This window comes from Aerosakkonema sp. BLCC-F183 (genome assembly GCF_041929145.1).
GTDB lineage: Bacteria > Cyanobacteriota > Cyanobacteriia > Cyanobacteriales > Aerosakkonemataceae > Aerosakkonema.
The window spans coordinates 59986-86467 of the sequence record NZ_JBHFNU010000112.1; the positions used below are offsets into that span (position 1 = coordinate 59986).

The 26482-nt window shown below is 45.2% G+C and carries 21 protein-coding genes and 2 tRNA genes; 10 read left to right on the forward strand and 13 right to left on the reverse strand.

Annotation, left to right across the window (positions count from 1 at the left end; translation table 11 throughout):
* Positions 1-121: 121 nt before the first annotated feature.
* Entirely contained in the window at positions 122-1948 is a 1827-nt protein-coding gene (locus tag ACE1CD_RS33050; RefSeq protein ID WP_374827452.1) for a sensor histidine kinase, read from the reverse strand.
* A 561-nt stretch (positions 1949-2509) separates the two neighbouring features.
* Positions 2510-2582 (reverse strand) — tRNA-Phe (locus ACE1CD_RS33055).
* A 220-nt stretch (positions 2583-2802) separates the two neighbouring features.
* On the opposite strand from ACE1CD_RS33055, the gene ACE1CD_RS33060 reads away from it, so the two are divergent.
* Positions 2803-2964 carry a metallothionein gene (locus ACE1CD_RS33060; protein WP_374827453.1) on the forward strand — a complete coding sequence of 54 codons (162 nt, stop codon included), beginning with the start codon at positions 2803-2805 and terminating at the stop codon, positions 2962-2964.
* A 41-nt stretch (positions 2965-3005) separates the two neighbouring features.
* On the opposite strand, the gene ACE1CD_RS33065 is transcribed toward ACE1CD_RS33060, so the two are convergent.
* Entirely contained in the window at positions 3006-3884 is an 879-nt protein-coding gene (locus ACE1CD_RS33065; protein ID WP_374827454.1) for a metal ABC transporter permease, read from the reverse strand.
* Between the two features lie 58 nt (positions 3885-3942).
* Between ACE1CD_RS33065 and ACE1CD_RS33070 the strand changes: the two genes are divergently transcribed.
* Positions 3943-4122: a hypothetical protein gene (locus ACE1CD_RS33070; RefSeq protein ID WP_374827455.1), complete on the forward strand. Its 180-nt coding sequence runs from the start codon at positions 3943-3945 to the stop codon at positions 4120-4122.
* A gap of 73 nt (positions 4123-4195) precedes the next feature.
* Here ACE1CD_RS33070 and ACE1CD_RS33075 read toward each other — a convergent pair whose 3' ends face one another.
* Both ACE1CD_RS33075 and ACE1CD_RS33080 read right to left on the reverse strand, forming a co-directional pair.
* A complete protein-coding gene (locus ACE1CD_RS33075) occupies positions 4196-5041 on the reverse strand; it encodes a metal ABC transporter ATP-binding protein (protein ID WP_374827456.1) in 846 nt (281 codons plus the stop codon).
* Between the two features lie 152 nt (positions 5042-5193).
* A complete protein-coding gene (locus ACE1CD_RS33080; protein WP_374827457.1) occupies positions 5194-6252 on the reverse strand; it encodes a metal ABC transporter substrate-binding protein in 1059 nt (352 codons plus the stop codon).
* A gap of 352 nt (positions 6253-6604) precedes the next feature.
* On the opposite strand from ACE1CD_RS33080, the gene ACE1CD_RS33085 reads away from it, so the two are divergent.
* On the forward strand, positions 6605-8302 hold the full coding sequence (locus tag ACE1CD_RS33085; RefSeq protein ID WP_374827458.1) for an iron uptake porin: 1698 nt from the start codon (positions 6605-6607) through the stop codon (positions 8300-8302).
* 483 nt (positions 8303-8785) lie between these two features.
* On the opposite strand, the gene ACE1CD_RS33090 is transcribed toward ACE1CD_RS33085, so the two are convergent.
* Together ACE1CD_RS33090 and ACE1CD_RS33095 are read right to left on the reverse strand one after the other, a co-directional pair.
* Positions 8786-10603 (reverse strand): NFACT family protein, encoded by a 1818-nt coding sequence (locus tag ACE1CD_RS33090; RefSeq protein WP_374827459.1) that lies wholly within the window; start codon positions 10601-10603, stop codon positions 8786-8788.
* 112 nt (positions 10604-10715) lie between these two features.
* Positions 10716-11483, reverse strand: a complete 768-nt coding sequence (locus ACE1CD_RS33095; RefSeq protein WP_374799159.1) for a choice-of-anchor W domain-containing protein — start codon at positions 11481-11483, stop codon at positions 10716-10718.
* Between the two features lie 443 nt (positions 11484-11926).
* Between ACE1CD_RS33095 and remA the strand changes: the two genes are divergently transcribed.
* Together remA and gmk are read left to right on the forward strand one after the other, a co-directional pair.
* Positions 11927-12193, forward strand: coding sequence for an extracellular matrix/biofilm regulator RemA (gene remA / locus ACE1CD_RS33100; protein ID WP_190470974.1), 267 nt, complete (start codon positions 11927-11929; stop codon positions 12191-12193).
* Positions 12194-12277: 84 nt separating this feature from the next.
* Positions 12278-12835 carry a guanylate kinase gene (gene gmk / locus ACE1CD_RS33105; protein WP_374799186.1) on the forward strand — a complete coding sequence of 186 codons (558 nt, stop codon included), beginning with the start codon at positions 12278-12280 and terminating at the stop codon, positions 12833-12835.
* 151 nt (positions 12836-12986) lie between these two features.
* Here the strand turns inward: gmk and ACE1CD_RS33110 are convergent, their stop codons facing one another.
* Positions 12987-14642, reverse strand: a complete 1656-nt coding sequence (locus tag ACE1CD_RS33110; protein WP_374827460.1) for an NACHT domain-containing protein — start codon at positions 14640-14642, stop codon at positions 12987-12989.
* Between the two features lie 452 nt (positions 14643-15094).
* Between ACE1CD_RS33110 and ACE1CD_RS33115 the strand changes: the two genes are divergently transcribed.
* Complete coding sequence (locus ACE1CD_RS33115; RefSeq protein ID WP_374827461.1) at positions 15095-18475, forward strand: C2 family cysteine protease; 3381 nt, start codon at positions 15095-15097, stop codon at positions 18473-18475.
* A gap of 476 nt (positions 18476-18951) precedes the next feature.
* Here ACE1CD_RS33115 and psaJ read toward each other — a convergent pair whose 3' ends face one another.
* Complete coding sequence (gene psaJ, locus ACE1CD_RS33120; protein ID WP_190470966.1) at positions 18952-19080, reverse strand: photosystem I reaction center subunit IX; 129 nt, start codon at positions 19078-19080, stop codon at positions 18952-18954.
* 34 nt (positions 19081-19114) lie between these two features.
* The gene (locus ACE1CD_RS33125) at positions 19115-19609 is read right to left on the reverse strand and encodes a Photosystem I reaction center subunit III (protein WP_374799166.1); all 495 of its coding nucleotides are present in this window, start codon (positions 19607-19609) and stop codon (positions 19115-19117) included.
* Between the two features lie 135 nt (positions 19610-19744).
* Between ACE1CD_RS33125 and tsaD the strand changes: the two genes are divergently transcribed.
* Entirely contained in the window at positions 19745-20785 is a 1041-nt protein-coding gene (gene tsaD, locus ACE1CD_RS33130; RefSeq protein WP_374799168.1) for a tRNA (adenosine(37)-N6)-threonylcarbamoyltransferase complex transferase subunit TsaD, read from the forward strand.
* 274 nt (positions 20786-21059) lie between these two features.
* On the opposite strand, the gene ACE1CD_RS33135 is transcribed toward tsaD, so the two are convergent.
* Both ACE1CD_RS33135 and ACE1CD_RS33140 read right to left on the reverse strand, forming a co-directional pair.
* Positions 21060-21956 carry an alpha/beta fold hydrolase gene (locus ACE1CD_RS33135; protein ID WP_374794962.1) on the reverse strand — a complete coding sequence of 299 codons (897 nt, stop codon included), beginning with the start codon at positions 21954-21956 and terminating at the stop codon, positions 21060-21062.
* A 159-nt stretch (positions 21957-22115) separates the two neighbouring features.
* Positions 22116-22838, reverse strand: a complete 723-nt coding sequence (locus ACE1CD_RS33140) for a hypothetical protein (protein ID WP_190475841.1) — start codon at positions 22836-22838, stop codon at positions 22116-22118.
* A 288-nt stretch (positions 22839-23126) separates the two neighbouring features.
* Between ACE1CD_RS33140 and ACE1CD_RS33145 the strand changes: the two genes are divergently transcribed.
* Both ACE1CD_RS33145 and ACE1CD_RS33150 read left to right on the forward strand, forming a co-directional pair.
* Entirely contained in the window at positions 23127-23591 is a 465-nt protein-coding gene (locus tag ACE1CD_RS33145; RefSeq protein WP_374794961.1) for a GNAT family N-acetyltransferase, read from the forward strand.
* A gap of 179 nt (positions 23592-23770) precedes the next feature.
* Positions 23771-23844 (forward strand) — tRNA-Pro (locus ACE1CD_RS33150).
* A gap of 48 nt (positions 23845-23892) precedes the next feature.
* On the opposite strand, the gene ACE1CD_RS33155 is transcribed toward ACE1CD_RS33150, so the two are convergent.
* Positions 23893-25233 (reverse strand): ABC transporter substrate-binding protein, encoded by a 1341-nt coding sequence (locus ACE1CD_RS33155; RefSeq protein ID WP_374794960.1) that lies wholly within the window; start codon positions 25231-25233, stop codon positions 23893-23895.
* Between the two features lie 369 nt (positions 25234-25602).
* On the opposite strand from ACE1CD_RS33155, the gene ACE1CD_RS33160 reads away from it, so the two are divergent.
* Positions 25603-26478 carry a Tic22 family protein gene (locus tag ACE1CD_RS33160; protein WP_374827462.1) on the forward strand — a complete coding sequence of 292 codons (876 nt, stop codon included), beginning with the start codon at positions 25603-25605 and terminating at the stop codon, positions 26476-26478.
* Positions 26479-26482: the final 4 nt, after the last annotated feature.

Genomic DNA, 26482 nt, shown 5'->3' on the forward strand with positions numbered 1-26482 from the left:
GGGGGAGCGGGAGATTTCAAATTTCAGATTTCAGATTTCAGATTTATCAAAATTGGAAATTTGAAATCTAAAATCTGAAATTTTCTTTCCTTTCCCTCTTCCCTCTCCCTCTGCCTCTTCCCTAAATCAAAGCATCCGCATCGGTTGGATGTTCCGAACCCATGACGACATCTTGATAAAGAGGCACCGTGAAAGTTACCGTCGATCCGAGTCCCTCACCCATACTGTAGAAATTCACCACACCTTTCATAGCTTCTATGAGTTTTTGGGAAATTGTTAATCCCAAACCAGTACCGCCGTATTTGCGGGTGCGCGAACCGTCTACTTGACTGAAAGACTGGAACAGCCTATCTTGCTTTTCTAAAGATACGCCGATGCCGGTATCTATGACGCGGACTTTCACCATTCCAGGAAGTTCCTGGTTCTGAACAACCACCTTCTTTCGCACAACTTCCGCTGTAATGAGAACCCCACCCTCGTGGGTAAATTTAATCGCATTGCCAACTAAATTTAACATTACCTGCAAAAGACGTTGGTAATTACCATAAACGGTAATTTTATCTCTTGTGGGCGGTCTTTGAATGCGGAAGCTAAGATTCTTTTGTAAAGCCTGAGTTTTGGTAAAATCTTCAACGTCCTCGAACAGTTCGTCCAAATCTACTTGGCTTAGTTCCAGCTCCATCTTACCAGCTTCGATCTTGGCAATATCCAAGATATCGTTAATAATGCCGAGCAGATGTAGAGCCGATCGATACGCTTCTTGGATGAATTCCATTTGCTCTTCCGGATCGTCTGTCATACCTTCCAGAATTAGCTTCAGGAATCCAATCATCCCATTTAACGGCGTGCGGAGTTCGTGGGAAGTATTTGCCAAAAACTCGCTCTTGTGGCGAGAGGCATCTTCTGCTTCCTGACGAGCTCGTTCCAACTCTTTGTATAGGGTGGCGTGAGTGATAGCAGTGCCAACTTGATCGGCTATTTCTCTCACCAATTCTATTTCTTCAGCCTGCCAGTCACCGAAACAATTTTCCCGATCGAGCCGGATCAAACCATTTGGTTGGTTTTGATAGCAAGTCGCCACAATCAGCATAGACTGCTGTAAAGTTTCTGGACTAGATCCCCGTTCTACCACTAACGGTTCCAGATTTGTGAGCGCTTCGGTTAGGTACGGTTTGTCCAACTGTAGTTTTTGCCCCAACAGCGAAGTTAGTGATTCTTGCCGATATTCGGCTACTACCTTCACTTCTCGATCCGAACTGCTGTAAGGACAAATAATGCACCGACTCACACCCAATCCTTGCCCCAGGTCGTCTACCCCTTGCTGCCAAATGGTATCGAGATCTAAGGTACGCCGGATATTGCGGGAAATTTTGCTGAGCAGTTTTTGGTAATTTTTAAAACTTGATAGTTGATCTACCGCAGGCGATGTGGTAGACAATTTCTCTTTAGAACAAGCGCTTAATTCATCTTGTATATCCAGATTTGCTTCTATCGTTTGGGCTGTCGCAATGGAGTTATGAGATACCACTGCTGACTGCGATCGCTCTATTTGATAGCCCATGACTAGCACCCTGGTAGCGCTGCCATCGGGCATTAAAATTGGGCTGATGACTAAATCGAAGGGGAAGGTATATTCCCTGTAGCGGAACTGACACTGGAAACGCTGGGGTAGGAGAGTTTCCAGAATCTGCCGCAAACGCTCCAGATACGGGTCAATTGCTGTTGGGCCAAATGCTTCGTTCGTTGAGCTAAAGGCGATCGCTTCTGGGTGCAGGCCATAGCGTTCTGCTTCCTGCCAGTAAAAAGATAAGTATTGTCCAGATGCGTCTTGGGTATATACCAATTGAGCCCCTAACTCCTGCCAACCGCTCGGATTAATTTGCCAAGCGGATTCCGATTTTACTGGAGCATCAGAAAGCCGTTTTTGGAGATCTATAGGCACGCTCATCAGAGTCGGTCTCTTAACTGCAAGTGTGAGTCATGAGGCAATCTGGGAAAAAGCCCAGATCTGATTTCGCCCGATCGCCTACGAAAGCACCCTGCACGATATGCCTACGGCAAGTGAAAGCGAAAGCGGCGAGCGGAAGCCGACAGGTATGCCAGATTACCGCTATTTTGATTAAAACCTAAATCTAGCATTACTGGTTAGGAATGTCTTTATCCTGGTCATTGCTACTTTGATGGTTATGGCGATCGAGTTCACAATCAGCGATTTTTTTGCTGGTGGCCGATGAAAATTTTAACGCCGCTAACTGAGTAAAGTATGAGTGTGTAGGTAAAAGTACTTCTCAAGTCTAGTCCGTCAATATTTTAGCAGTGGTTTTTCTGAGTATTCAGCCCTTCCTTCTTACTGAACCGATCGATCTTCTAAAATCACACGCTATTTAGGCGTAAAGGTATCAAAAATGCCGGATTTTTACGCTCAAACCATAAGTTTGTACTTTTATCAGTTATGCCTCTGAAAGCTAAAAAACCTTGAAATCGTTTAATTTCAAGGTTTTTTGTGGAGTGCCAGGAACCGGACTTGAACCGGTGACACGAGGATTTTCAGTCCTCTGCTCTACCAACTGAGCTATCCCGGCGGGTATGCTTTTTTTCCAGCGCTTAACTAACTTAGCAAACTTATCTGGGTTTTGGCAAGCCCCTATCGCTAAAATTGTGGAAATAATTTTAGCCTTACCCTGACACCCGATTTAACTGGGCTCAACAACGTCTCTTAGTGAGATCGTTAAAAATTTATAAAAATATATCTGAATAACTGTTCATACGTTAGAATAAAAAAACAACGATCGGGAGAAAACCATGATTGCGGTAAACACGATGAAATGCGCTTGCCAACCTTGCCTCTGTGTAGTCTCTATTTCCGAAGCCGTGCAAAAGGAAGGCAAATACTATTGCAGCGATTCCTGCGCTAACGGTCATAGCGATGGCAAAGGTTGCGGCCATCACGGTTGTGGATGCTAAAACATTCGTCGGGTGGGCATTGCTCACCCAAAAAGCAAGTCTCAGCTTTGCTGTATTTTCAGCTTGCGAAAACCGATAACGGCTAAAAATACTAAAAATTGGATTAATACGATACTTGGGCCGGAAGCCCAGTTGAGAAGACCGGACAAAAATAAACCGAGAATGCTACTGAGGACTCCCAAAATTACGGAGATTGCCAGAAAATGGCTAAATTGGTGACTCAGCAATTTGGCAGCAGAAGCTGGGATGACAAGAAAGGCATTGACCAGTAGAATGCCTACAGCTTTAGTTGCCAAGGCAACTGTGAGGGAAAGCAGTACAACAAATAAGTACCGATGCAGTTGCACTGGGATGCCTTGAACTTTAGCTACAGATAGATTAAGGGTCAACAGGATTTGCTGCTGGAGTGTGGATAAAAGATAAATAACAGCACCGAGCAATAATAATACAGTTAATACTATATCCGTCAGGTCGATCGCCAGAATATCGCCAAACAACACATTCATCAACCCACCTCGATAGCCTCGAATCAATCCGCTGAGGATAATGCCAACCGCCAAAGTTCCCGATAAGACAACGTTGAGAATATTATCGCTGGCTAGATCGGTTTGGTCGATTAAATAGAGTACGATTAAACCAAATGCGACGGTGAAGGGTAGCAGCATCCACGTGGGGTTTAACTGTAGCAGTATCCCTAAAACAATTCCTACCAAAGCAGAGTGACCGACTGCATGGCTAAAAAAAGATAACTGTCGCAGGGTGACGAAGCTACCGAGTAAACCTCCCAAGCATCCCATCAAGACGCCACCTGCGATCGCACGCTGCATAAAAGGAAACTGTAGCAGTTCTATCAAGTCGCTGCCAGAAGTGATAGCGAATAATTTAGGATGATATTGAGCAAGTTCGTCTAGCAAAATCATTATTCAAACACCTTGAAATACAAAAAACCTAAAAATTTATTTGAGTTGTAACTTTAATATGCCAATTCGCCCAAGCTTGAATAGTTTCCTTACTAATTTTGTTAAAGAGTCCGAAAACCTTGCCTGTCATCCGCCACACGCTCTTGAGCTTGTAGATGTCAACCATTTGCAACGACAAATCCTCAACACTGAAAAAGCTCAGCGGATGGCCGAATTTTTCAGTCTATTGGGAGATTGATGAACCAGCTTGAATTTCAAATTTGAGATTTGAGATTTCAGATTTAATTAAATTTCAAATTTCAAATCTAAAATTAATGTCGGTGTTGATAGCGACTGAAAGCTGGGCCATAGGTTGCTAGCAAGTTTTCTGGGGAAAGAATGATGTCGGGAGATCCGGAACAAACTAAAGTTTGGTTGAGACAGAGAACGCGATCGCAGTGACGGTTGACCATATCTAGATCGTGAGAAACTTGTAATACAGTCCAATGTTGCTCATTTTTGAGTTCGTTCAGTAAAGCGTAAAAATCTGCTTCTCCGGAAACATCCACTCCTGCGAAAGCCTCATCCAACACTAACAACCGTCGCGGACTCACCAAGCAGTAAGCTAGCAATACTCGTTTGAGTTCACCACCGCTTAAAGTGCCGATCGCTTGTTTGCGTAGGTGGTAAGCATTCACACGTTGCAAAGATCGTGCGATCGCTTCCTCCTTTTCCGGGTTGTGCCAAGATAACGAAAAAGGAAAAATCCCCAAATTATACTTTTGCCTTTTTTGCTTTCCTTGCCATAACTCGGCTTGGAAAAGCTTTTGCCTTTCATTATCCCATCCCAAGCCCACCAATTCAGCTACAGAAATGGGAAAAGAGCGATCGAAAATAAAATGTTGGGGAATGTAGCCAATATCGTGCCGCAAATGTCCTAGCCGTTTCACTGGACGACCGAATATTTCTACTTTCCCAGAAGTGGGCGCTATCAAATCTAGCATTGCTTGCACAAGCGTACTTTTACCCGAACCGTTTGGGCCAATCACTGCCGTATCCGTACCCGGCAGAAGTTCAAATGAAACATCCCGAACAGCTGGGTAAGTACCCCGGTATACCGTTAAGCCTTCTACCTTTAAAACCGGGGGTAATGTTGTTTCTTGTTTAAAGCTTTTCATTATTGACGCACGCAAGCAGAAAAGAATCGATTTTCATTGTGAATCTGAGTCTATCGAGATAAATACTTGCCAGATTCTATGCGATTGCAAGTTAAATTCATACAATTTAACTTCTTAATTCAAGCTCGATTGGAACTAATAACATTTTTCGTCTATCGGCAAGCAGATTCAAGGGTTTGCAGATTGGCTTTCATGGCAGTAAAGTAATGCTGCGGATCTACTGGCCCAGATTCCAGTGAATCCAACACACTCAGGTTTAATTTTAAATCTTGCGAAAGGTTTTTTAGCAATTTGTTATCTGTTCCCGATTCACCGAACAAAGCTTTCACTTTGTATTGTTTCACAGTTGATATTGTCTTTTGTATATCCCCAGGTGAAAGTTGATCTTCCGGAATTTGTACTACCGCAACTTGTTTAAGCTGATATCTTTGTGCCAGATAAGGATAAGCGTCGTGGAAAGTAACAAAAGTGCAGTTGGGATATTGCTGCAAACTCTGTTGAAATTCGCGATCGAGTGCTTGTAATTGCTGAATGTAAGCGGCAGCATTTGCCTGATAAGTCACTTTGTTTCTAGGATCGGCAGCAATTAAACCATCGCGAATATTTTCCACCTGTTTGATTGCTAATATCGGATCGAGCCAAACGTGCGGATTGCCCGCAGAGTGTTCGTGTTCGTGTTTGTGGTCTCGATCGGCTTTGTCGGCTACTTCAACGACTGGGGAAATTTCTTGTAAAGGTTTAATGCCCCTACTGGCTTCAATCTGTTTTAATTCGGTATTTTGGGCATTTTTTATCGTATTTTCCAGAAATTCTTCCAAGCCCAAGCCGTTTTTCACCAGCACATCTGCTTGTGCGATCGCCTGCACATCTTTTGGTGTTGCTTGATACTCATGCACCTCAGTACCCGGAGGCAGCAAAACTTCTACCCGAACTAAATTACCTGCTACCGCTTTGGTAAACCAATACATCGGCAAAAACGTCGTCACAACTTCGATCTGTCGCGACTGAGAGGAAGACCCGCTTGTCAGACTGTTGCGATCGGACAAACCTACTTCTCCTTCCCCCGTCCCTACGAGGGAAGGGGGCGAAACTTGACTCTCCTCTCCTTGTCGGGCAGGAGTAACGGTTGAATTAGATTGGTTGCAGCCAGCAGTTGCTAACATTGGCAACAACAAGGCTACTAGCAATCCTTGCAATTTAGGGCAAATCACGGTTTTTGTGCTGAAAGGGAAAGCCAGAAGCGATGCTGGCGAGTACAAAATGAGAACCGATCTAATTCTAACTTAGACGCGAGAATAAAACTCATTCTTGTACGAATTTGCTTTTTCTGGGCTTAAGGAATGTAAATGTCATAAAAACAGGGTATATAGGCTATATTTAGTCTATATATACAAATTTAGGCCATAAAACATTTGATTTGCCCAATTACTGTCTTTGTAAACTAGAAAAAACCCATAAAAAAACCTTTTAAATCTCTGCACAGAAGATAGGATGAGCTTAATGAGAGTTTACAAAGGGTCGATCCTGCTAACCTGAAAGTGGTGTGAGGTGAAAAATTTCGATATGTTGAAAATTTTGTGTAATTATGTGCTAATTAGCCCAGCCGTATTGGGCGCAACATTAGCGATCGCATTAGTGGGGATGCCTGCGTCCCAAGCACAAGAAGCATCGACAACACCAGAAGTGCAGTCTGATGCGTCAAGTATCCTAGAGCAAATCAACCGCTACAACAACCAAAAACCGAAAAACTCTCTCTCTCAAGTAACATCAGTTTCCCAACTGCGGGACGTGCAACCGACAGACTGGGCATTCCAAGCTTTACAATCTCTGGTAGAGCGCTACGGATGTATTGAAGGATATCCCGATCGCACTTATCGGGGCAACCGGGCCATGACCCGCTACGAATTTGCTGCCGGGTTAAACTCCTGCTTGAATCGGATTCAAGAATTGATCGGTACAATACGTCCCGACATCAGCGCAGAGGATTTAGAAAGAATCCGCCGTCTGCAAGAAGAATTTCGGGCCGAACTTACCACCCTGCGGGGTCGTGTAGACGCACTGGAAACACGCACCGCCAGATTGGAAGCCCAACAGTTTTCTACCACTACCAAACTGGCTGGAGAAGCCATTTTTGCGGTGGCAGGTATCGCCAAAGGAGATAATGCTTTTGGCGGCGACATCGACAACCAACCTATTTTTGGCGACCGAGTACGTCTCAACTTTGAAACCAGCTTTACTGGTAAAGATAGGTTGAGAACGCGATTGCAAGCAGGAAATCTGGGTGCGTTCTCCGCAACTTCTACCTTGACGCCGGAAGGAGACCTATCCTTCGCTGCGGGCGCTTTTGAGGAATCGGATAATAATAATATCGCCCTGGATGAGTTATCCTACACTTTCCCGATTGGAAAACGTACTGAAGTTGTGATTGGCGCAAATGCTACCGGCTCTGATAGTTTTGCCGATACTATCAACGTTCTAGATGGAGATGGCGGTAGCGGTGCGTTGTCTCGTTTTGGCACGCGCCACGCGATTTATTATCTTGCGGATGGTGCCGGTGTAGGACTGAGACACCAGCTAAACAATAACATTGAAATCAGTTTGGGCTATCAAGGCACATCAGTCAACAACCCCAGTGATGGTAACGGTTTGTTTGGTGGGCCTTATGGTGCGCTGGCACAAGCCGTATTTAAGACCGGTGGTTTAAAATTCGGTTTGACTTACGTTCACTCTTACAACACAGACCTGGGAACAGGTAGCCGAGTGGCGAATTTGCGATCGTATTTGGCGGCTAATCAGCCATTTGCAGGCGACAACGATTTGCCTATTTCCAGTAACTCTTACGGTGTAGAATTTTCTTGGCAACTAGCTCGTAATTTTGTCCTGGGTGGATGGGCTGGCTACACCAATACTCGCACTCTTTCTACCCTGAGCGGACAAATCAACCGTGGCAGTCTTGATATCTTTAACGGTGCGGTTACGCTTGGTTTTCCAGATCTGGGTAAAAAAGGGAACATGGGAGGTATTATTGTTGGCATTGAGCCGATCGCTGATGCGAGTAGTGCTTTATCCAACGATTTGTTTAGTGCTGGTTTAGGTGGCGACGATGATGATGCCTCCTATCACATCGAAGGATTTTACCAAATTCAAGTGAGCGATAATATTTCCATTACTCCTGGAGTAATCTGGCTGACAGCACCCGACCACAACGCCAATAACGAAGATGTCGTTATCGGTACGATCCGAACGACATTTAGTTTCTAAGCAGCGACGCATCTAAGTTGTATAAATGGGGCAGGCAAGATGCCCGCCCCACAAGAGTGTCACATTCTGGCAATTATTAAAACTAGATCCGCCACAGCTCAGTCATAGGTCAATACTCATTGGCACGCTCGCTCGATCCGTCTCTCAAAGAAACCCAGTTTCTAGCCGCCGCGATCGCCAACACATTTGTAAAGTTTCTATACAATTTTTTAATATCCAATACAAAAAACCAGCCTCCTCAAAGACTGGCTTGATAAATTAAAAACGTTGTGTTGTCGCTTCAATTCGAGGAAATTCCAACTGTGCGTTCCCAAGTTCACAGTCGGTAAAGCTCTGTAAACTTATTGTAACATGAGAAACAAATTTACAAAAGTTTACCTGGCATATTTATTTCCTTAGACAGAGGTACTTCCCATATACCTCTATTTCTATAGTCTACGCTGTTATGTACCAAATCCACCGTTAAAACACGTAAGTCAGTTTTTAATTTCGGTCACTTTGCGTGATATACTTAATAGCCTGCGGAGGACAACCCCAAATAATCCGTTCTTGCTTGTAAATAGCCACTCCAGGCTTTGCTCCTTTGGGCTTGTAGACGTACTTGGGTTGGGTGTAAACGACTGGAACGCGATCGCTTTGTCGAGAACGGCTATAGTAAGCAGCAAGATCGGCAGTAAACTGTAAATCCGCTTCGTCAGGTACAGCCCCAGGCTCCAGACGCAAGAGTACGTGACTTCCAGCAATCTCTTGAGTGTGGAACCACAAATCGTAATCGCCAGCAACCCGAAACGTCAGCTGGTCATTCTGGCGGTTATTGCGCCCGATCAATAACTCAAACCCGCTGGGAGTACGGAAACGGTACGGATGAGATTCCTCGTCGTTTTTGTTCGCACGGCTGTATTCTAATTCTTCAAGATATCGCTGTTGAATCAATTCTTCCCGTATTTCTGCCAGGGTTTGTAAATCTTCGGAAGTTGTGTATGTCTCTAGTTGAGATACGGTCGCTTCTACCTGCTCTAAATAATCAATTTCCGCTTTCACTTCCGCTAGTAGCGGCTCAACCGCTGCACGAGCGCGTTTGAGTTTTTGATGACGCTTGTAGAGCGCTTGGGCGTTTTGGACGGCATTCTTTTCTGGGTCGAGCGGAATAGTAACGGGATTTTCGGTGTTAAAGTCGGGCAAGGTAATCGATTTTAAGCCAGGTTCCCATTCCTGGAGATGCGCCATGAGCAAATCTGCTTGCTGTCGGTACAAATCCGATCCATCAGACTGGCGCAACCGTTCCGTGAAGGTCTGACCCTTAAGGCGCAATTTTCCTAAAATACTGTTGAGTTTCTGACTGAGTTGATGGCGTAGCTGAGAGAATTCTTGTCGATCGAGTTCTTCGGTATAGTAGCGATCGAGCAAAGTATGGATATCTTTAGCTGGTTCGATCGCACCCCAACCCAGTACGGTGTATCCTTCATATCGAATCAAATCCGATTTCTGTCCCGACTCCTTCCCTTGCAGGGAAAGGGGTTGAGCAGTTAGGTCTTTCCCTATCCAACCAAATTGAAATTTAGACTGTTCTAATGCTCGCAACCATTCTTGCCATTTAGCAAACAAACCCTGCCAATCGGATGGAGTTAAAGTTTCCGTAGATCGATCTGCTTCCAGTCCTGCGGCTTCCACCATCGACTGCACCAAAGAAGAACTTAAACCCCGGTAATTTTTCAGCAAACAGCGCCCGATTTTCCCAGGTACCAGACTAACTCGTTCCTGCCAGCGCTGTTGAGATTCGATCGAACTGGGTATAGGGTCAGTGAGAACTGGTGGAACTTCGTAGGGTTGTCCGGTGAGGATGGGACGGACGCTCGATTGTTGTGGGCTGACTTGATGCGCCGCAGTAATAATTAAATTGTCGGCATCAGCGAGAATGACATTACTGTATTTGCCCATTATTTCCACGTAGAGATGCCACAGTGGAGGTTCTCCGGGACGCCTACCAAACTGGAAGTCTAAAACCCTCTCCCAAGGGGCAATCTGTTCAATTGCGATCAGTGCCAAACCCCCTAATTGATGCCGTAACTGCTGACTGAACGTAAAGGTATCCGGAGTTTTGGGCGGCGGATCGGCAATGCAGAGGCGTGCGGCTTGGGGATGCCAAGAAACAGTCAGCCAACCGCGTCCCTTGAGAGTTCGCAAAGCTAGGGCAATGGTGTAGCGATCGCGCTGATAAACCTGTTCGATGCGCGATGGTAGCCAGTTGGCTCTCAAATCGCAGCTAGCAGCCGTCAGTGTGGTGAAATCAACAGGTTGCACGATCGAAGCTTTTTTGATTTACTCGCCAATCCCCAGTTTATAAGACTTGGACAAATAAACCCCTTTTCTATTTTTTATTTTGACTTTTGACTTTTAACTTTCTAGCCCCTCTTCAAGCTTTTTGCTGTTTTCTGCTACCTAAAGCCAGCGCACCAGTCAGCAACAGCGCACCCACGGTAGCAGGCTCAGGTATACTTTGAGACTGTGTATTACCAACTTTAATTTGATAAGCGAGTTGAGAATTTTTGGGGTTGTTGCCGATCCAGCTCATCATAGACTTACCGGTCAGCTTGAAGGGGGCAGATATATTGGCGATCTGGAGATAATCTACATCAGAGCCTGTGCCTGTAACGGAAGAAGACAAACTGCCAATTCCCACTTCTTCAAAAACCAGGTCGCTCAACCCCATTGTGCTACCATTGATTCCCTTGGAGACGTCTCCACCAGCACGGGTGCGGAGGAAAATGTCAGTTACTGGCCCACTAAAAGCTGTACTGCTGAGCAGCTGACCGCCAACAGTATAATTAACTACGCTTCCCGTATATTCCAAAACGAAATCCACTAGAGCCCCACTTGTCCAAGCACGTTCGCCAGAAACAACAGGCAAACCACCCACCAATTGATTAGGATTGTTAGGGTCAGGCGTAATAGCTGTATTTATACCTAATTCACGCTCTGCCGTACTCGTACTGTTGTTACCAATACGGCTTTCAGCAACAAACAATTCTGTAAATTTTCCCGTCTTAATGAGATCGTTAAACTCAGTATCGGTAAAACCGGTTCTATCCACTAGCGAGAAGGCGTTCGCTACTGCGGGTATCGAGAACATTCCCACCCCTGCTGCTGCCAGTGCGAATAATGTGTGGCGTATGCGGATCATCGTTTTTCCTCCCTAGCTTCCCTTGTGCTGTTTGTCTGGGTTTACTGAATCCGGGTTAAGTAAGACGCATCCCTTGCTAGATTCACATAGCGAACTCAGACATCTGGCTCCGTGTTCTTCCAGACTAAAGTGGGCATAACTGTACTGTCCATAAGGAGTAGTTGATTTTACACAATCTTTATATTGTCATTGTGTTCGTTAAAGTTTCAGGTAAGAGTGAATGTAGGGGAGAGGGGGAAATCGGTAACCCACAAAGCCTTACCATCTATGCCCTTCAGTTATATATCTTTTGATTGATGTCAAATTCGGAAAAAGGTGAAAAACAATAGATATAAGCTAAAAACAAGAACAATCGTCTTTTTTAGGCTTGTAAGTCCAAATTTTTGGAATTACCATTGAAATTATATTACTAGCTCCTCATATCGGTAGGCGGTCAATTGGTCATGGATATTCAGCTAATCAACATTGGTTTTGGCAATATCGTTTCTGCAAGCCGGGTGGTTGCCATTGTCAGCCCGGAGTCTGCCCCTATCAAGCGTATCATCACTGACGCTAGGGATAGGGGCCAGCTAGTTGACGCAACTTACGGGCGTCGCACTAGGGCTGTCATCATTACTGATTCTAGCCACGTTATTCTCTCAGCGATTCAGCCGGAAACGGTCGCCAATCGCTTCGTGATCAGTAAAGATGGTGCTGCCAGCGAACATTAAACCTGTCCATTTTAGATTTTAGATTTGGGATTTTGGGCTAAAAACCAATCTAAAATCTAAAATCTCAAATCTCAAATGGTTAATATGCAGACAGGCAGACTGATCGTTTTTACGGGGCCAAGTGGAGTAGGCAAGGGTACATTGCTGCGATCGCTCCTCAAACACCATCCCGAACTCGAACTTTCCGTATCCGTGACTACCCGTCTTCCCCGTCCGGGGGAAATTAACGGGCAGCATTATTACTTCGTCAGTGTCGAAGAGTTCGAGGAAATGGTGAAGCATGGCGAGCTGCTGGAATGGGCTCAATTTGCCGGCAACTACTACGGTACGCCCCGCCGACCCGTAGAACAGCTGATCTCGCAAGGCAAGTGCGCGATCTTAGAAATTGAGTTAGAAGGAGCAAGACAAATTCGACAGACGTTTCCTACCGCCTTGCGTCTATTTATCCTGCCACCTTCCCTATGCGAACTAGAGCATCGCATTCGCGGTCGAGGTCAAGATTCCGAAGATTCCATTACTCGTCGCCTTCGCCGCGCTAAAGAGGAAATTGAAGCTGCTAATGAATTCGATATTCAAATTGTCAATGACGATTTGGAAACAGCTCTCAAAAACCTGGAAGCAGCACTTTTTGCTCGATGCTAAGTTCAAATTTAAAACCGCATAGGAGTTACTCACACATCCTCCCAACCGGATTTTCGAGCGGTAAATGGCTAATACGGCCCATTTACCTTTAAGAAAACTGTTTGGTAGCGGAGGTACTGCGGCAGGCAAGCATTGATGAACGCAGATAATTTCATCGGCGTTCATCTGCTAGTTCCTGCGGTTTTTCTCCGCTATTTTTGGGCGCGATCGCAGCTACTTTTTGTAAATTAATAATATTTATTTCCGCGTATCCCTGCAATTTTGATAATTGCGATCGCATCTCTAATAAAATCTCGTTCAGTTTCTTTTCCAGATTGGCTTGACCTTCATAATGTTGCCGCAGTTTTTCAACGATCGGTTTTAATATGAAATTTATCTCTTCTGAAAGAAGATTTTCTCCCGTTGGAGATTTCCACAGGCAAAGGCGATGGAGCAGGTTTTTTTTATTAAAGGTTATCTCCTGAGAAATAAGTATAATTAAACGATTATTTACATAATCTTTAAATTCTGACATGGGAGTGTAAGTTGCTGAGTAGTTTTCTATGAGCGATCGGCTTTCCAAAGAAATCAGACTATCGGGTAACTTTTGCTTTGATTCCAGAGATAAAATATCCGATTGCAGTTCTACCATGCTCATTGGTTCCCGATTAATTGCCAGCCAATACATTATTTCTTTTTCCAAATCCGAACAACGGTTAAATTGTTCCTCTAAAAACTCGTTGATATTATCAAAAATTAGGTTACAGTGTTGCTGCAAAAACAGAAAATGAGAAATATTCCCATTAAATAAATCTTGAATTTTAGTTGCCACCATTTTTAACAAAAAAGGATTCCCACCGTAGTATTTCCCGATCGTTTCCCACTCCCACTCGGATGCTAAAAACGAATCTTTTAGTTTAAATATTTTGGAAATTTCTGCTCTTGATAAACCCTTTATCTGTAGAGAGCGAATAGGTAACTTTTCTCCTTCAAATAAGGCAATTTCCCTTGGTTTCTCCCGACTTGTAAGCAGCAAGCAACTATTTGATAAAGATTGTCCAAATTTTTTAAAGAGTTTGCCGTACTCTTCGTATCCTTGGCGATATTTACCAACTAATTCGCCAGTTGCAAAAAGTGACTCTACTTTATCTAGTATTACCAGGCACCGATACCGATACAAATAGTCAATCAATTGCAAAATACGACTATCTAAATCGTTTGGCAGAACACTTTCTTGATGATTGGAGAAAAACCCAATCATTGCAGCTAACTCATCAGCCAGATCTGGTGCGTGGCTCAGACTTCGCCAAATGATATAGTCAAATTCATCCCGAAGCTGTTGAGCAAGTTTCACCGCAAAAGCAGTTTTGCCAATTCCAGCCATCCCTAATAATGCTACCATTCGGCAACGGTCTTGCACGATCCATGTTTTTACGGTAGCGAGTTCTGCGGTACGTCCATAAAAATAGGAAACATCAATAGGTTCTTGCCAGTATTGTTGCGGATAACCGTTGGTAAAATATAAGCAAACAGCGTTTTCTTTTTGTCGCTCCGGTAATTGACTGAGGGTAGTTTGAAAGTAGGAATAGCGTTTTAAAACATTGCGAAAGTTAGTTTTGGTGACTCTTTCACCCAATGCTAAGCTGAGCTTTTTCCACAACTGACAGCCAATATTTTTGACATGACCGACATTGTAACCCGAACTTGTAGCGATTTCTTCATAACTGCGTCCTTCCCAGCATTGACGAAGCACCATTTTTTCAAATTTATTTAAAGGCTTTTCCTGTAAAGCTGCATTTATAATTTCTATGGCTTTTTCAACATCCATGTTGCTTAAGTATCTCCCGTCGTTGTGATGCACCGAACACTATGCCCAACTAGCACAGTATAACTTATTACTTTATTCTTACTTTCTGACTTTTTTGTTTTACTTCTTACAAAGAATGTGACTTTACTGTGACTTTTTCATATAGACAAAGTTTTTTAGAAAAGCTTTAATCGGAATCGTCAAAGAAAAAATTCCTGCTAATTGGAAGTTTTTTAAGCGACGTTGTGCATCTACAGCGCCGCTAGTTAAATGATTTTAGCACTTTTCCAGCTACCAGTCTAAGCCGGGACAGAAAAACCTTTGCCCCTGCCGCTAAAAGTAACTCGTGGGGTAGAAAAACTCCCCCTCTCCCAGATTCCAGAGGGAATTAGGGGGATGAGCTTTGTCTGGGCGATAGTTGCTAACCAATTTTTCAGGGATCGATCGTCATTAACTTCATTCAGGGTGAACAGATGAGTATTGATTTATTTGATGCCAGTTACTACCAAGCCGCCAATCCCGATTTAGCTAAAGCTGGTATAACTACAGAAGCTCAGTTACGCGCCCACTTTGAAACAACTGGGCTAAACGAAGGAAGAGAATTTTCGCCGTTTGTCAATCTCAACGTCTACCGCGCATCAAATGGGGATCTGCAAGCAGCCGGATTAACTACTAATCAGCAACTTTTAGCCCATTTACAAAATAAAGGTGTTGCTGAGGGGCGGAATTTTTCACAATTTGGCGACATAAATTTTTACTTACAAAGTAATAATGATGTCAACCAATTTTTTCAAGGAAATCGAGAACAAGCCTTCCTACATCTAAAAAATAATGGAGTCAAAGAAGGACGGCTATTTTCTCCCGTTGTTGACCTCAACTTTTATCGAGATGCTAACTCAGATCTGAAAAGCTTGGATAACAACCAAGCATTGCAGCACCTGGCAATGTTTGGGGTGGCAGAAGGACGAGAATTTTCCTACCCCTTAAACCTCAACTACTACGATTTAAACAATCCGGATCTCCTGACCTATTACGCTGGCTCTAGAAATTTGTCAACCGAAGCCGTGCTAGATAATCCAGCAGAGTTGTCATCTTATAACAAGTTTCTCCTGTCGCATTTTGCCACTTTTGGGATTCGTGAAGGTCGTCGATCTTCCGATGAATTTGATGTTAATTACTATCGCAGCGCTAATAAAGATTTAGCGAGTTTGAGCAACGAACAGCTTTACAATCACTTCCGCAACTTTGGCATCAACGAGCTGCGAGCATTCTCTGATTCTTACGATGCTGAATACTACAGCAAGGTAAGCTCGGCTCCCAACAGTTCTAACCTCACCTCCGCACAACTGTTCAACTATTATATTACCAGCGGGTTACAGGAAGGGGATCGTGCCGTCCGCAATCCTAAACCCCCAAATGAGGTGCTGCCTGGATTTGATTTGGTAAGTGGAAAAGGCTCAATTAGCGGCATCTTAAACGCATCTGATGGAGCAAATCTGAATCGCAAAGGTAGCTACTCAGAAGAGTATCTCCTCAGCGGACTCGATCCAGGTCAGCAAGTTCAACTGGACTTGACAGCAGATTATGACGCTTACTTGCAACTGGTGGATCCGATCACTGGAGAAGTGATTGCGGAAAACGATAACATTGGCTCCGGAAACGCCAACTCCCGGATCAATTTTACTGTGGAGCCAGGTACACCATATATGGTGCGCGTCAGCGGTGATAATGCCAATGCTGTAGGTGCTTTCACCCTTTCCGGTCAAGCTTCTTCAACCATTGTGGGCAATCTGGCTGCAAATGGTGGCAATATCTCTGACAATTTAACGAATACTGACCTGCCTGACCCGGATGAAGCCAACGCATTTAAACGCGATTACCGTTTGGATTTAACTGGGGTGAATCCAGGGCAAGAATTGAAAATCGTCCTCAATTCTTCCAGCTTCGATACTTACCTAGAACTGATTAATGCCGATACAAAAGAGTTCATTGACTCTAATGATGACAGCGATGACGAAACTACCAACTCCCAATTGAATTTTGTCGTCGAGTCAGGAATTAATTATGCAGTTCGTGTCACCTCTTGGGACGAGCAGGCAACAGGAAACTTTAGCCTAACCTCAACGCTGGAGGCGGGAGCTAATTCACAAATAGGTCGCGATGAAACGGTTGCAGGGACGTTTACCCCTGATGGCGATCCGAACAAGACAGATATTTACACTCTGCAAGGTGTTAATCCAGGGGAGCAAATTCGGATTAACGTCGAATCTGAAACATTTGACAATTCAGTGCGATTGCTTGCTAATGGCGTTCCTGTTAGCACCAATGATGATGCTAATGGCGAAACTGACTCGGAATTAACTTTGACTGTTCAGCCTAATACAACTTACCAAATTCAAGTCAATCGTTCTGATAAAGATAGGGCTGGTGACGGTCATTATACGATTACGACGACACCGTTAACAGGTGAAGGCAGTACGGTTACTCTCAGCGATCCGGGAATGCAAAGCCTCCTGGCAAATAAAACAAGCTTGGGGCGTGAAGATGTATTATCGTTCTTTAATCAAGCCGCAGCTGATGGAACGGTTTCGGTTCAAGAACAAGCGGATTTGAAGGAATTGGCTAGCGAGGCGGTAGCTTTGAGAATGCCTGATTCTGTCCAATTTCAGCTTGCTCAAGTGAACGATGCGATCGATCGAACAGGTCAAAATACCGCCGTCACTGCTACTGTACTTCAGAACGCGATGGCGGCGATCAAGGGAATAAATCCACTACCTCTATACATCGGAGCGGGTGATACAGCAAACAACAAATCCAACAAACCTGCTGTGGTGCAGACTAATGTTGAGCATTTAAAAATTGAAGGCGAGCTTTACGGTAAAGATAATGAAACAAGAATTCGTGGCATCAACCAAGGTGGTTTGGGTGACTGTACGTTTATGGCAGCGTTAGGGGCAGTTTTTGCGACTCCTCAATCTCAACAAATAATCGAGACAGGACCCTTCATTAAAGCAAACGGAGATGGCACTTATACATTTCGCTTTTTTGACGATAACCGTGAGACATATTACGTCACCGTCGATCAAACTGTGGCAACTGAGAAGCTGAATGTAAACTTGCCGGCAAACGTAATTGCTTTGACTAATTACAATTCCATACCTTTTGCTAAAAGGGGTGGGACTGAAACAGATATGCAATTGCCATTCCCAGTCAAGTTAAATGACGGGATCATACAAAACAGCACAATTAATCCCGATCGCAGAGTACTTCTTGTAAACAGTGACGCTTCAATTTGGGGGCCTTTGGCGGAGAAAGCTTATGCCGTATTTAGGGAGATAACGGCTAATGCAGGATTCATACAAGGCATAGAAACACGTTTGAATGGAGCAAAGGTTTATGGTGGTTATAGTTTGATTGGTAATGGTGATAATGTCAAAGATCCGCTTGAGCGAATTACGGGGCGCACTGCAACAGCTGAATTCAATGTTAAGACTATCGGCGAAGAACAAATAACTTTGTACAATGATACTCTACAAAGGCAAGTCGAATTTGATGAGCTTACCAACGCATTAAACAAAGGTCAAGCGATCGAGGCAGGTACACATTCTAAAACTGAAAATTTAGTACCCCTACTGGTCGGGAGTGCCAAAGGGACTCATGCTTATTCAGTCACTAGCACTTATTTAGAGCCAGGAGGTACTCAGCACGTCGTTGTGCGAAATCCTTGGGGTAAGGATAATGATGACAATTTAAGGAATGATCCTACTCGCTACTCTGGTGATTTCTATGATGGATTTATCGATCTGACTTTCGATCAATTCAAGAGTGGCTTTGGCGATTTGGCGATCGTCTAAACCTTTGCTTCAACCTCCCTCTCAATAAGGATTTGTCAAAATTCTCTAAGCTCTTTGATATCAAGTCCGGTAACATCGGATATCCATCTTGCAAGAAACAGAAATATTTCTTGCGAGATGGCTTTTTTCTGTAAAACCCACCTGCATTTTGTTTCTAATATAGAAACTATTTTTGTTTAAAGAAACAGGTTTCTATATTAGAAAATAGCTTTTGGCTAACTTTTATTGGAACAAATAGTTAGAGATAAATTTGGTTAAGTTCAATTTTAATACTCTGCCAAAAGATACAAAGATAAAACTCGCGATCGTTTACAGGACGCTACCCCAACGGCTATAAACAATCACGAGTTTTAAACAGTTATCCAATTGTTAAAGGTTGTTGCCAGTTTAGCTTACAGATATAACTTTAAGCAAAAACTAGCATACCTCTTTAGGTCGAACCAGCTCGTTAAGCGAGTTAGCCAAAAGATAGGTTCTTAAGGCATCGGGTGGAAAAGCAGGTCGGGGAAAAAGCGATTGAATTCAATCAAAATACCAGCAGTAATTGTCATCCAAACAGCGGCAATAACGGGAGCTGTGGAAAGATACTTAAGCAAATGCTGCATCGAACGATCCTCCTAATTAAGGCGTAAAACTAAACTAGCGCGGAGAAACAGGAATTTCTTCTTCCTTGGCAAACATTTCACCGGTGGTGATTTCTTTCAAAGCCAACAAAGGCCACAGTGGCCCAGTCAGCACTTTAGAAATCGCCAAAGGAACATCGATGATGATTTCTTTTTGTTCTGAGTCTTTATCTTTCTTGATGGCTTGCAGATAGGAACGACCTACCCAACCAATCCAACCGGTGATGTAGAGAAACAGAACGCTAGGAATCAGAAAGTCACCAGCGCGGTCTAGACGACCATCTACGACCAAGTGGGGCAAACCTTCTGGGCCGCAGAGTGCTTGGGAATAACGCTCAAAGCGCTTTTGGCCAGAAGCGGGGTCGCTGGTGGTATTGGCTGCACTAGCTGCCCGTTCTTGGAAAGCGGGGGAGTCTTTGCAAGGTACAAGACCGGCAACGTCAGCAGATGCAGCAGGGGCAAAAGTGAACCAGATACCGATCGCAAAAATCAGAGCTAACAATCGTCGCATGGATTGTTTCCTTTTGTTACAAAACAATAAGTTTTCCGAACAAGAAGTTGAAGTTGTTTGTACAACCAAGCTGGCTAAACTAGAAAGCAGCCAGTCTTGTTAAGAAAGCACATTGATTTTTTAAAGTACCAGTGAATGGCAACAGTTTTAGCAATTGAAACAAGTTGTGACGAAACTGCGGTGGCAATTGTAAAGAACCGTAAAGTTTTGAGTAGCATCATCGCTTCTCAAATACCAGTCCACCGACAGTATGGGGGAGTTGTACCGGAGGTGGCTTCCCGCCAACACGTCGAAACAATCAACCAGGCCATAGCCCAAGCCTTTGAGGAGGCAGGTACGGACTGGGCAGAGATTGAGGGCATCGCGGCCACTTGCGCCCCAGGTTTGGTGGGAGCTTTGCTAGTAGGCTTAAGCGCGGCAAAAACTCTGGCTATACTTCAGAATAAGCCTTTTGTGGGCGTTCATCATCTGGAAGGACATATTTACGCTTCTTACCTCAGCGCCCCCGATCTACAGCCTCCCTTTTTGTGTCTGCTGGTGTCTGGCGGTCACACGAGCTTGATTTATGTCAAAGATTGCGGTATATACGAAAAACTGGGAGAAACTCGCGATGATGCGGCGGGTGAAGCGTTCGATAAAGTGGCGCGGTTGTTGCAGTTGGGTTATCCTGGTGGCCCAGCAATTGATAAACTGGCGCGAGAAGGCAATCCCAATGCCTTTCCCCTCCCAGAAGGTAAAGTTTCGCTTCCTAGTGGCGGTTATCATCCTTACGATTCCAGTTTTAGTGGTTTAAAAACTGCTGTGCTGCGATTGGTACAAAAACTGGAACAGGAAGGCGTACAGCCGTTACCGGTGAATGATATTGCCGCTAGCTTCCAGGATACTGTAGCTCGATCGCTGACTCGACGTGCGATCGCCTGTGCCCTCGATCGCAACATCAACACGATTGCAGTAGGCGGCGGCGTCGCCGCTAACAGCGGATTGCGGAAACACTTGCAAGCAGCCGCAGAAACTCACAACTTGCGGGTCATCTTCCCCAGTCTTAAATTTTGCACTGATAACGCGGCGATGATTGGCTGCGCGGCGGCGGAACACCTCGATCGGGGTCATACCTCGGCTTTAACGCTGGGAGTGCGATCGCGGCTTGCTATTACCGATGTAATGCAGCTTTATTGAGAAACTGAGGAAAGTCAAAAGTCAAAAAGAAGAAGGAGCGGGGGTGCAGGGGAGCGGGGGTGCAGGGGTTAGGGGTGCAGGGGTGCAGGGGTGCAGGGGTGCGGAAAAATTAATATTTTCCCGTTTTCCTTTCACCTTTTCCCGTTTTACTCTTCCCCTTCCCTCTTCCCTCTGCCCTAGCCCCTAAACCCTACCCCCTGCACCCCTGCACCCCTAACCCCTAAACCCTAACCCCTAACCCCTAACCCCTAACAGGCTATTTTGTTACTAATCTTCAAGATGCGTGACGGTCAAGGATAGTAAAAATTTCTGTGGCGACGGTATCTGGCTGTTCTACCATTGCCAGATGTCCGCAGTTTGGTATTTCGATCGTATTCTCGCCACAGTACTGAAATAAGGCATGAAAGCTAGCCAAATGACGGACATATTTAGGTTCCATCACTGTGTCATTAGCACCGGCAATAAAATAAACCGGCTGTTTCAATTGAGAGACAATTTGTGGTAAGCGATTCACCTCTGCTTCCGTTGTCGAATCCAGCAAAGTCCCCAGTGCTGCTTCTGGGTGAGCCATGACAAAATCGATGAGACGCTGACGGCCCCAAGTACGTGCGATCGGGCGAGCCACGCTATCGCGAGTAAACACCAAATCGATCCAAGGCAGATGACAAAGCAAACGGGGCCGAAATCTAATCAGTTGCTGGCCAACAGAACGAAATCGCTCAAAAGCTTCCTTAAGGTAAATACCGCCACCTGCATTGATACAGATGACTCCGTTGATATAGTCCGGCCACTGTTGGGCTCCACAGAGGGCGATCGTACCGCCCAAAGAATGACCGATCAACCAGGCACTAGAAATATTTAATTTTTGCAGCAAAATGCCCAGATCGCGAGCGTAGACATCTGGGGTGTAGAGAGAAGTTGTCGAGTCTGAATTCGATTTTCCTAGATTTCCTCTACCGTTTGACTTTGGCTTGCTGCTGATTTGGGAATAGCCAAAGCCGCGTAAGTCATAAGATAAGCACTGATAAGTCGGTGCCAACCGCTCAATTAGAGGTTGCCAGTAGCGGCGGCTTAAGAGCCAACCGTGAATGAAGACTAAAACCGGTTCCGAGGTAGTAGGAGCAGTTAACTCGTAGGCGTGGGGCACACCCAGGATATCTATGCTTGGCATATTTCGATCCTATCCCGAAGTTTTGCCAAAAGCGATCGCCAGAAAAGTCAAAAGGCAAAAGTCAAAAGGGAGAGGGAGCGGGAAAAGGGAAAATATTAATTCTTCCGCTCCCCCGCTCCCCTGCGACCCTGCGACCCTGCTCCCCCACTCCCCCACTCCCTAGCCCCGGCCCATCAACCTGTAGCGTACACTTTCCGCTATTTTTTGGCCGAGATATTCTGGAATGATGTTTTCATTCGGGCCAAGCAGGTATAAAATCAGACGGGTTCGCCCGCGCCATACGAGTAAATTAGCGCTGATTACCAACAGATCTTCTTGCCAGATGGCATACATTACTTTATAGAACAAACCGGGCTGGTTATCTGCCTCAATCAATAGAGCGGGCAAATGGAAAACCTGATCGATGTGGAAGTCAGTTTCTACCTGCTCTAAGCCTGCATCGAGATTGAATTCCACAGCTAACATTTCTTCCACCTCAAACCGCCCTGCCAGCGCCTCTCTAATGGCGCGGCAGACATTTTCCGCAGTTTTCTCAGTCAAAGCTTTACTGCCACGGGATACTACCAGCTTAATAAACACCAACATCGGTGGGCGAATCTGACCGTATAGGCTAAGACTGTGGATAGTCAGCCCGTAGGCAGCCAGCACACCAAAAATGTCGCTGAGCAGGAAAGACTGATTGCGGTACGCGAAATAGAGAGCAGTTTTGTTGCCCTCCGGTTTCATTTCAATCACAGCTCGCCTACTTTTGTAGAGCCGATAGGCTAGCCTTAAGTTTTGCAGTTGGCTCTCACTGCTGACAAATTGCTCATAAAACTGAGGAAACGACCGATTAAAGCGTTTCAGCAGTTCGAGGGTAGATGATTTTAAGCCCTGGGCCATCATTTGGGGTCAAACTCGCCTGCCAGGTCAAAGGCCAGCAAAAAGGTACATTTCAACATTTGATCGATTCGATCGACTAATTTCCTACAGATGGCTGCACAGTAACAGCCGTCTGCCGATCGACCAATTTGGTAAAATCAGTCGATCGCTGAGGGGAAGACGAGAGATATACTAGCTAGTACGGCCATCCAACTTCCTTACTACTACTACAATAATCACGCCTGCATGGGTTTTTGGAAAAGCTGGTTTAGCGACTCTGATGCTGCCTCGACAACTGGGGCCATCCAAATGGAAGAAGATGTGGTTCCAGTCAATGGCGATCGAGCCAACCGGAACGGTCGTATCTTTTTCAGTACCGATCGGGATATAGACCTCTACGAACTAGAAGAACTCTGCGATGCGGTGGGTTGGTCGCGCCGTCCGCTGCGTAAGGTCAAAAAAGCCATTCAGCATAGTTTCCTCGTTACTTCCATGTGGGAAGTGCGAGGCAACCGCCGCCGTTTGATTGGCTTTGCCCGCGCCACCTCCGACCATGCCTTTAATGCCACAATCTGGGATGTGGTCGTTCACCCAGAGTTCCAAGGGAAAGGGCTGGGAAAGGCGTTGATGAAGTTTACGATCAAAAAACTTCGCAGTGAGGACATTAGCAACATTACCTTATTTGCCGATCCTCATGTCCTAGATTTCTATCGCGGTCTGGGATTTATTTCTGACCCGGAAGGTATCAAGGGAATGTTTTGGTATCCCAACTGAGTTAAACGCTAAGCATAGCAACCGATGAGGCATCGGTTAGGACGTTCTGAGTTCTGGAAACCCTTGATTTCAAGCGCTTATTGCCCGACGCCCCAGCCCCTAATCCCGACGCCCTAGCGATAAGTTTCGATCGTTTGCCCCCAATTGCCAAAAAGTCGGTTATAATAGAATCTGCGCGTCGGGATGTAGCGCAGCTTGGTAGCGCGCCTGCTTTGGGAGCAGGATGCCGGAGGTTCAAATCCTCTCATCCCGATTTACGAGTAATCTTGGCAATCACCGCCCTAGAAGTGCGGTGAGGATGTCAAGACCCACTCACAGCGATCGTATTCAGTACCTTGATACTACCGGTACTGTCAATAGTCCAGACATCGTAACTGCCCGTCACATCTCCTTGGGCGTTGATGTCCGCATTGCTGCTAGCTCCCTGATAATCGATTTCTTTGCCCTCGCGAATTAGGGATAGCGCTTGACAAACATCAGTGACTTGTTGTCCTGGTGGGTTGGCAACTTCTCGGATTTTGTCTTTGATGGCAGAACCGCTGGGAGATTTGGCAGCTTCAGCAGCCAGAAGCAGAAGAGCAGTAGCATCCCAGGTGTTGGCGTCAAAAACTCCCGGTTCCCGATTGAAAGCGCTTTTGTAGCGATCGAGAAACGCTGCCAAAGCTGGCCCTCGCGTATTGGGAGCTGTGCCGATAACGCCAGCTGCGATATATTGACCGGCTGTATTTTTCCCGATCAGCTGAGGTACTTTGGCATCTTTCATACCCTCAGTTAAGATAACTTGCGTTTTCTTTCCCAGCAATCCCTGTTGGTAAGCAGCTTTGAGGATTAAACTACCAGTTTCTGGATATCCAACTAGCAATACAGCATCCGGACTACCCCCAAAAGCCGCCCCTACTTCTGACTCGAAAGTGGAAGCGGTGGGAGGATATAGAACGGGTTTATCTCGATTGACCACTTTGCCACCCAAAGCTTCAAACGCTGTTATAAAAGATTGCGCCAAGCCCTTACCATAATCGTTATTGATAGCCATAACTGCCACAGACTGGAAATTTCTTGCTTTGGCCAATTTTGCCAGCGCTTCACCTTGAAACGTGTCCGGCGGTGCAGTGCGGAACCAAAATCCTTTAAAATCGCCTTTTTTCGCTCTTTCGCTAAAAATCGGACTGGTACTGGAAGGAGAAATTTGCACGACTTGATTGCGAACGGCAATATCAATAGCGGCGCTGGAAACGGCGCTGCCAGCAGCACCCACCACACCGGCAACGCGATTCACTTCTGCTAGTTTAGTCATTGCCGCAGCACCGGCGGCGGGTTGAGTTTGATCGTCTTCCGAGATTAGTTGTACGGGTTTACCTAAAACACCGTTACAGCTGTTAACGGTTTTAACCAAAAGGCTGGCGCTATCCTGCATGGCAGAACCAAACTGAGATAAGTCCCCGGTGATGGGTAAGAGGGTGCCAATCTTAACTCCACCGCTGCTATTTTGAGTCTGACAGGCAGAGGGAAGCAGTACCAGGGCAATGCCTACGGTAAGTTTTGCTAATGTCCGTTTTACGGACAACCGACTCGCCTTTGCGATGATAGATTGTTTGTATTTCTGCATAACGTCAAAGAGGGAAAAATAGGGATTTACAGTCATTTTGCATTTTGGAACTCTTGGTGCGATCGCAGAGTCAAAAGGACAGACATCCCACAATATGCGATTAGCGGTGGGAGTATGTCAAATCAGCCAAAATTATAAATGCTACCAAAAAAATCTCACAGCGAAAATTTTTACAGCAAAATTTATCGAAAATCGGCATCTGTTACACTATTAACCGCGCTAGGATAAAGCAGACCGGGAGCTATGTTAAATAAAGCAATATCCCCGCCACAGCTTAGCTTAGCTGAGGAGTGTCAATACTAAACACTAAACAGCCACCACATTCCAATTAAAAATGATTGCGATAGGATACCTAGTTAAGTGCTGTGCAATTTTTTCTAATATGGCATTACTTCAGGAGAGTTTATGAAATCAATTGTTCGCTGGGGTGCAACCCTGGGTTTGATTGGCAGTACCCTATTAAGCACTTTGTTTGTCGGGAATCTGAGGGCGCTTGCTTTAACGCAAGAGGAAATTGTCCAAAAGCTCAGACCGATACCAGTATTTATTGTTGCCAATCCACAATCTGGCGAACTGCTGGTCGGTCGCGTCAACAATCAACAAGGGGGGAATGCTGCCAACGCGCAGAACAATGTTTCTGTAGCTCGCATTTTTGTGAGCCAGCAGGACGCTGAGGCTTTTTTGAACAAGCTGAGAACTGAAAGACCGGAACTGGGAAGAAATATGCAGGTAATACCCAGGTCACTAGGAGAATTGTACCAGCGGGCGCAAGAAAATAAAAACCAATCAGAACGTTTGGTGTTTGATGTGGTGCCGGTGCAGCAGCAGGTAGATTCAGCATTGGCGCTGTTGCGGCAGAGCGGTCAGCAAGATAAAAACTTTGAAGGGGTGCCTTTGTTTATTGCCAGAGGTGGGCCAGACAAAGGATACATCACTATGCAGGTTCCGGAAATGGGCGAGCAGCAGATAATACCGGTATTTTTCAGTAAGGAAGATGCCCAGAATATGCTGAATCAGTTTAAGCAACAAAATCCCCAACAAGCTTCTAATGCCGATATTCAGGTGGTGAATCTGGAAGGGGTGATTCAAACTTTGTTGAGCAAAAACGACCCTTGGCTAAACCAATTAATGTTGGTTCCTCCTCCGGAGGCTAGGCAATTTTTGCGATCGCTCCAACAATCTTCCCCCCAAAATCAAAATCGTCCCGCTAATAGGGGAAATAATGCGCCTGCTCGCAATAATAATCAATCAGCACCTGCAAATAGACAGCAAAATCGCTAATTTG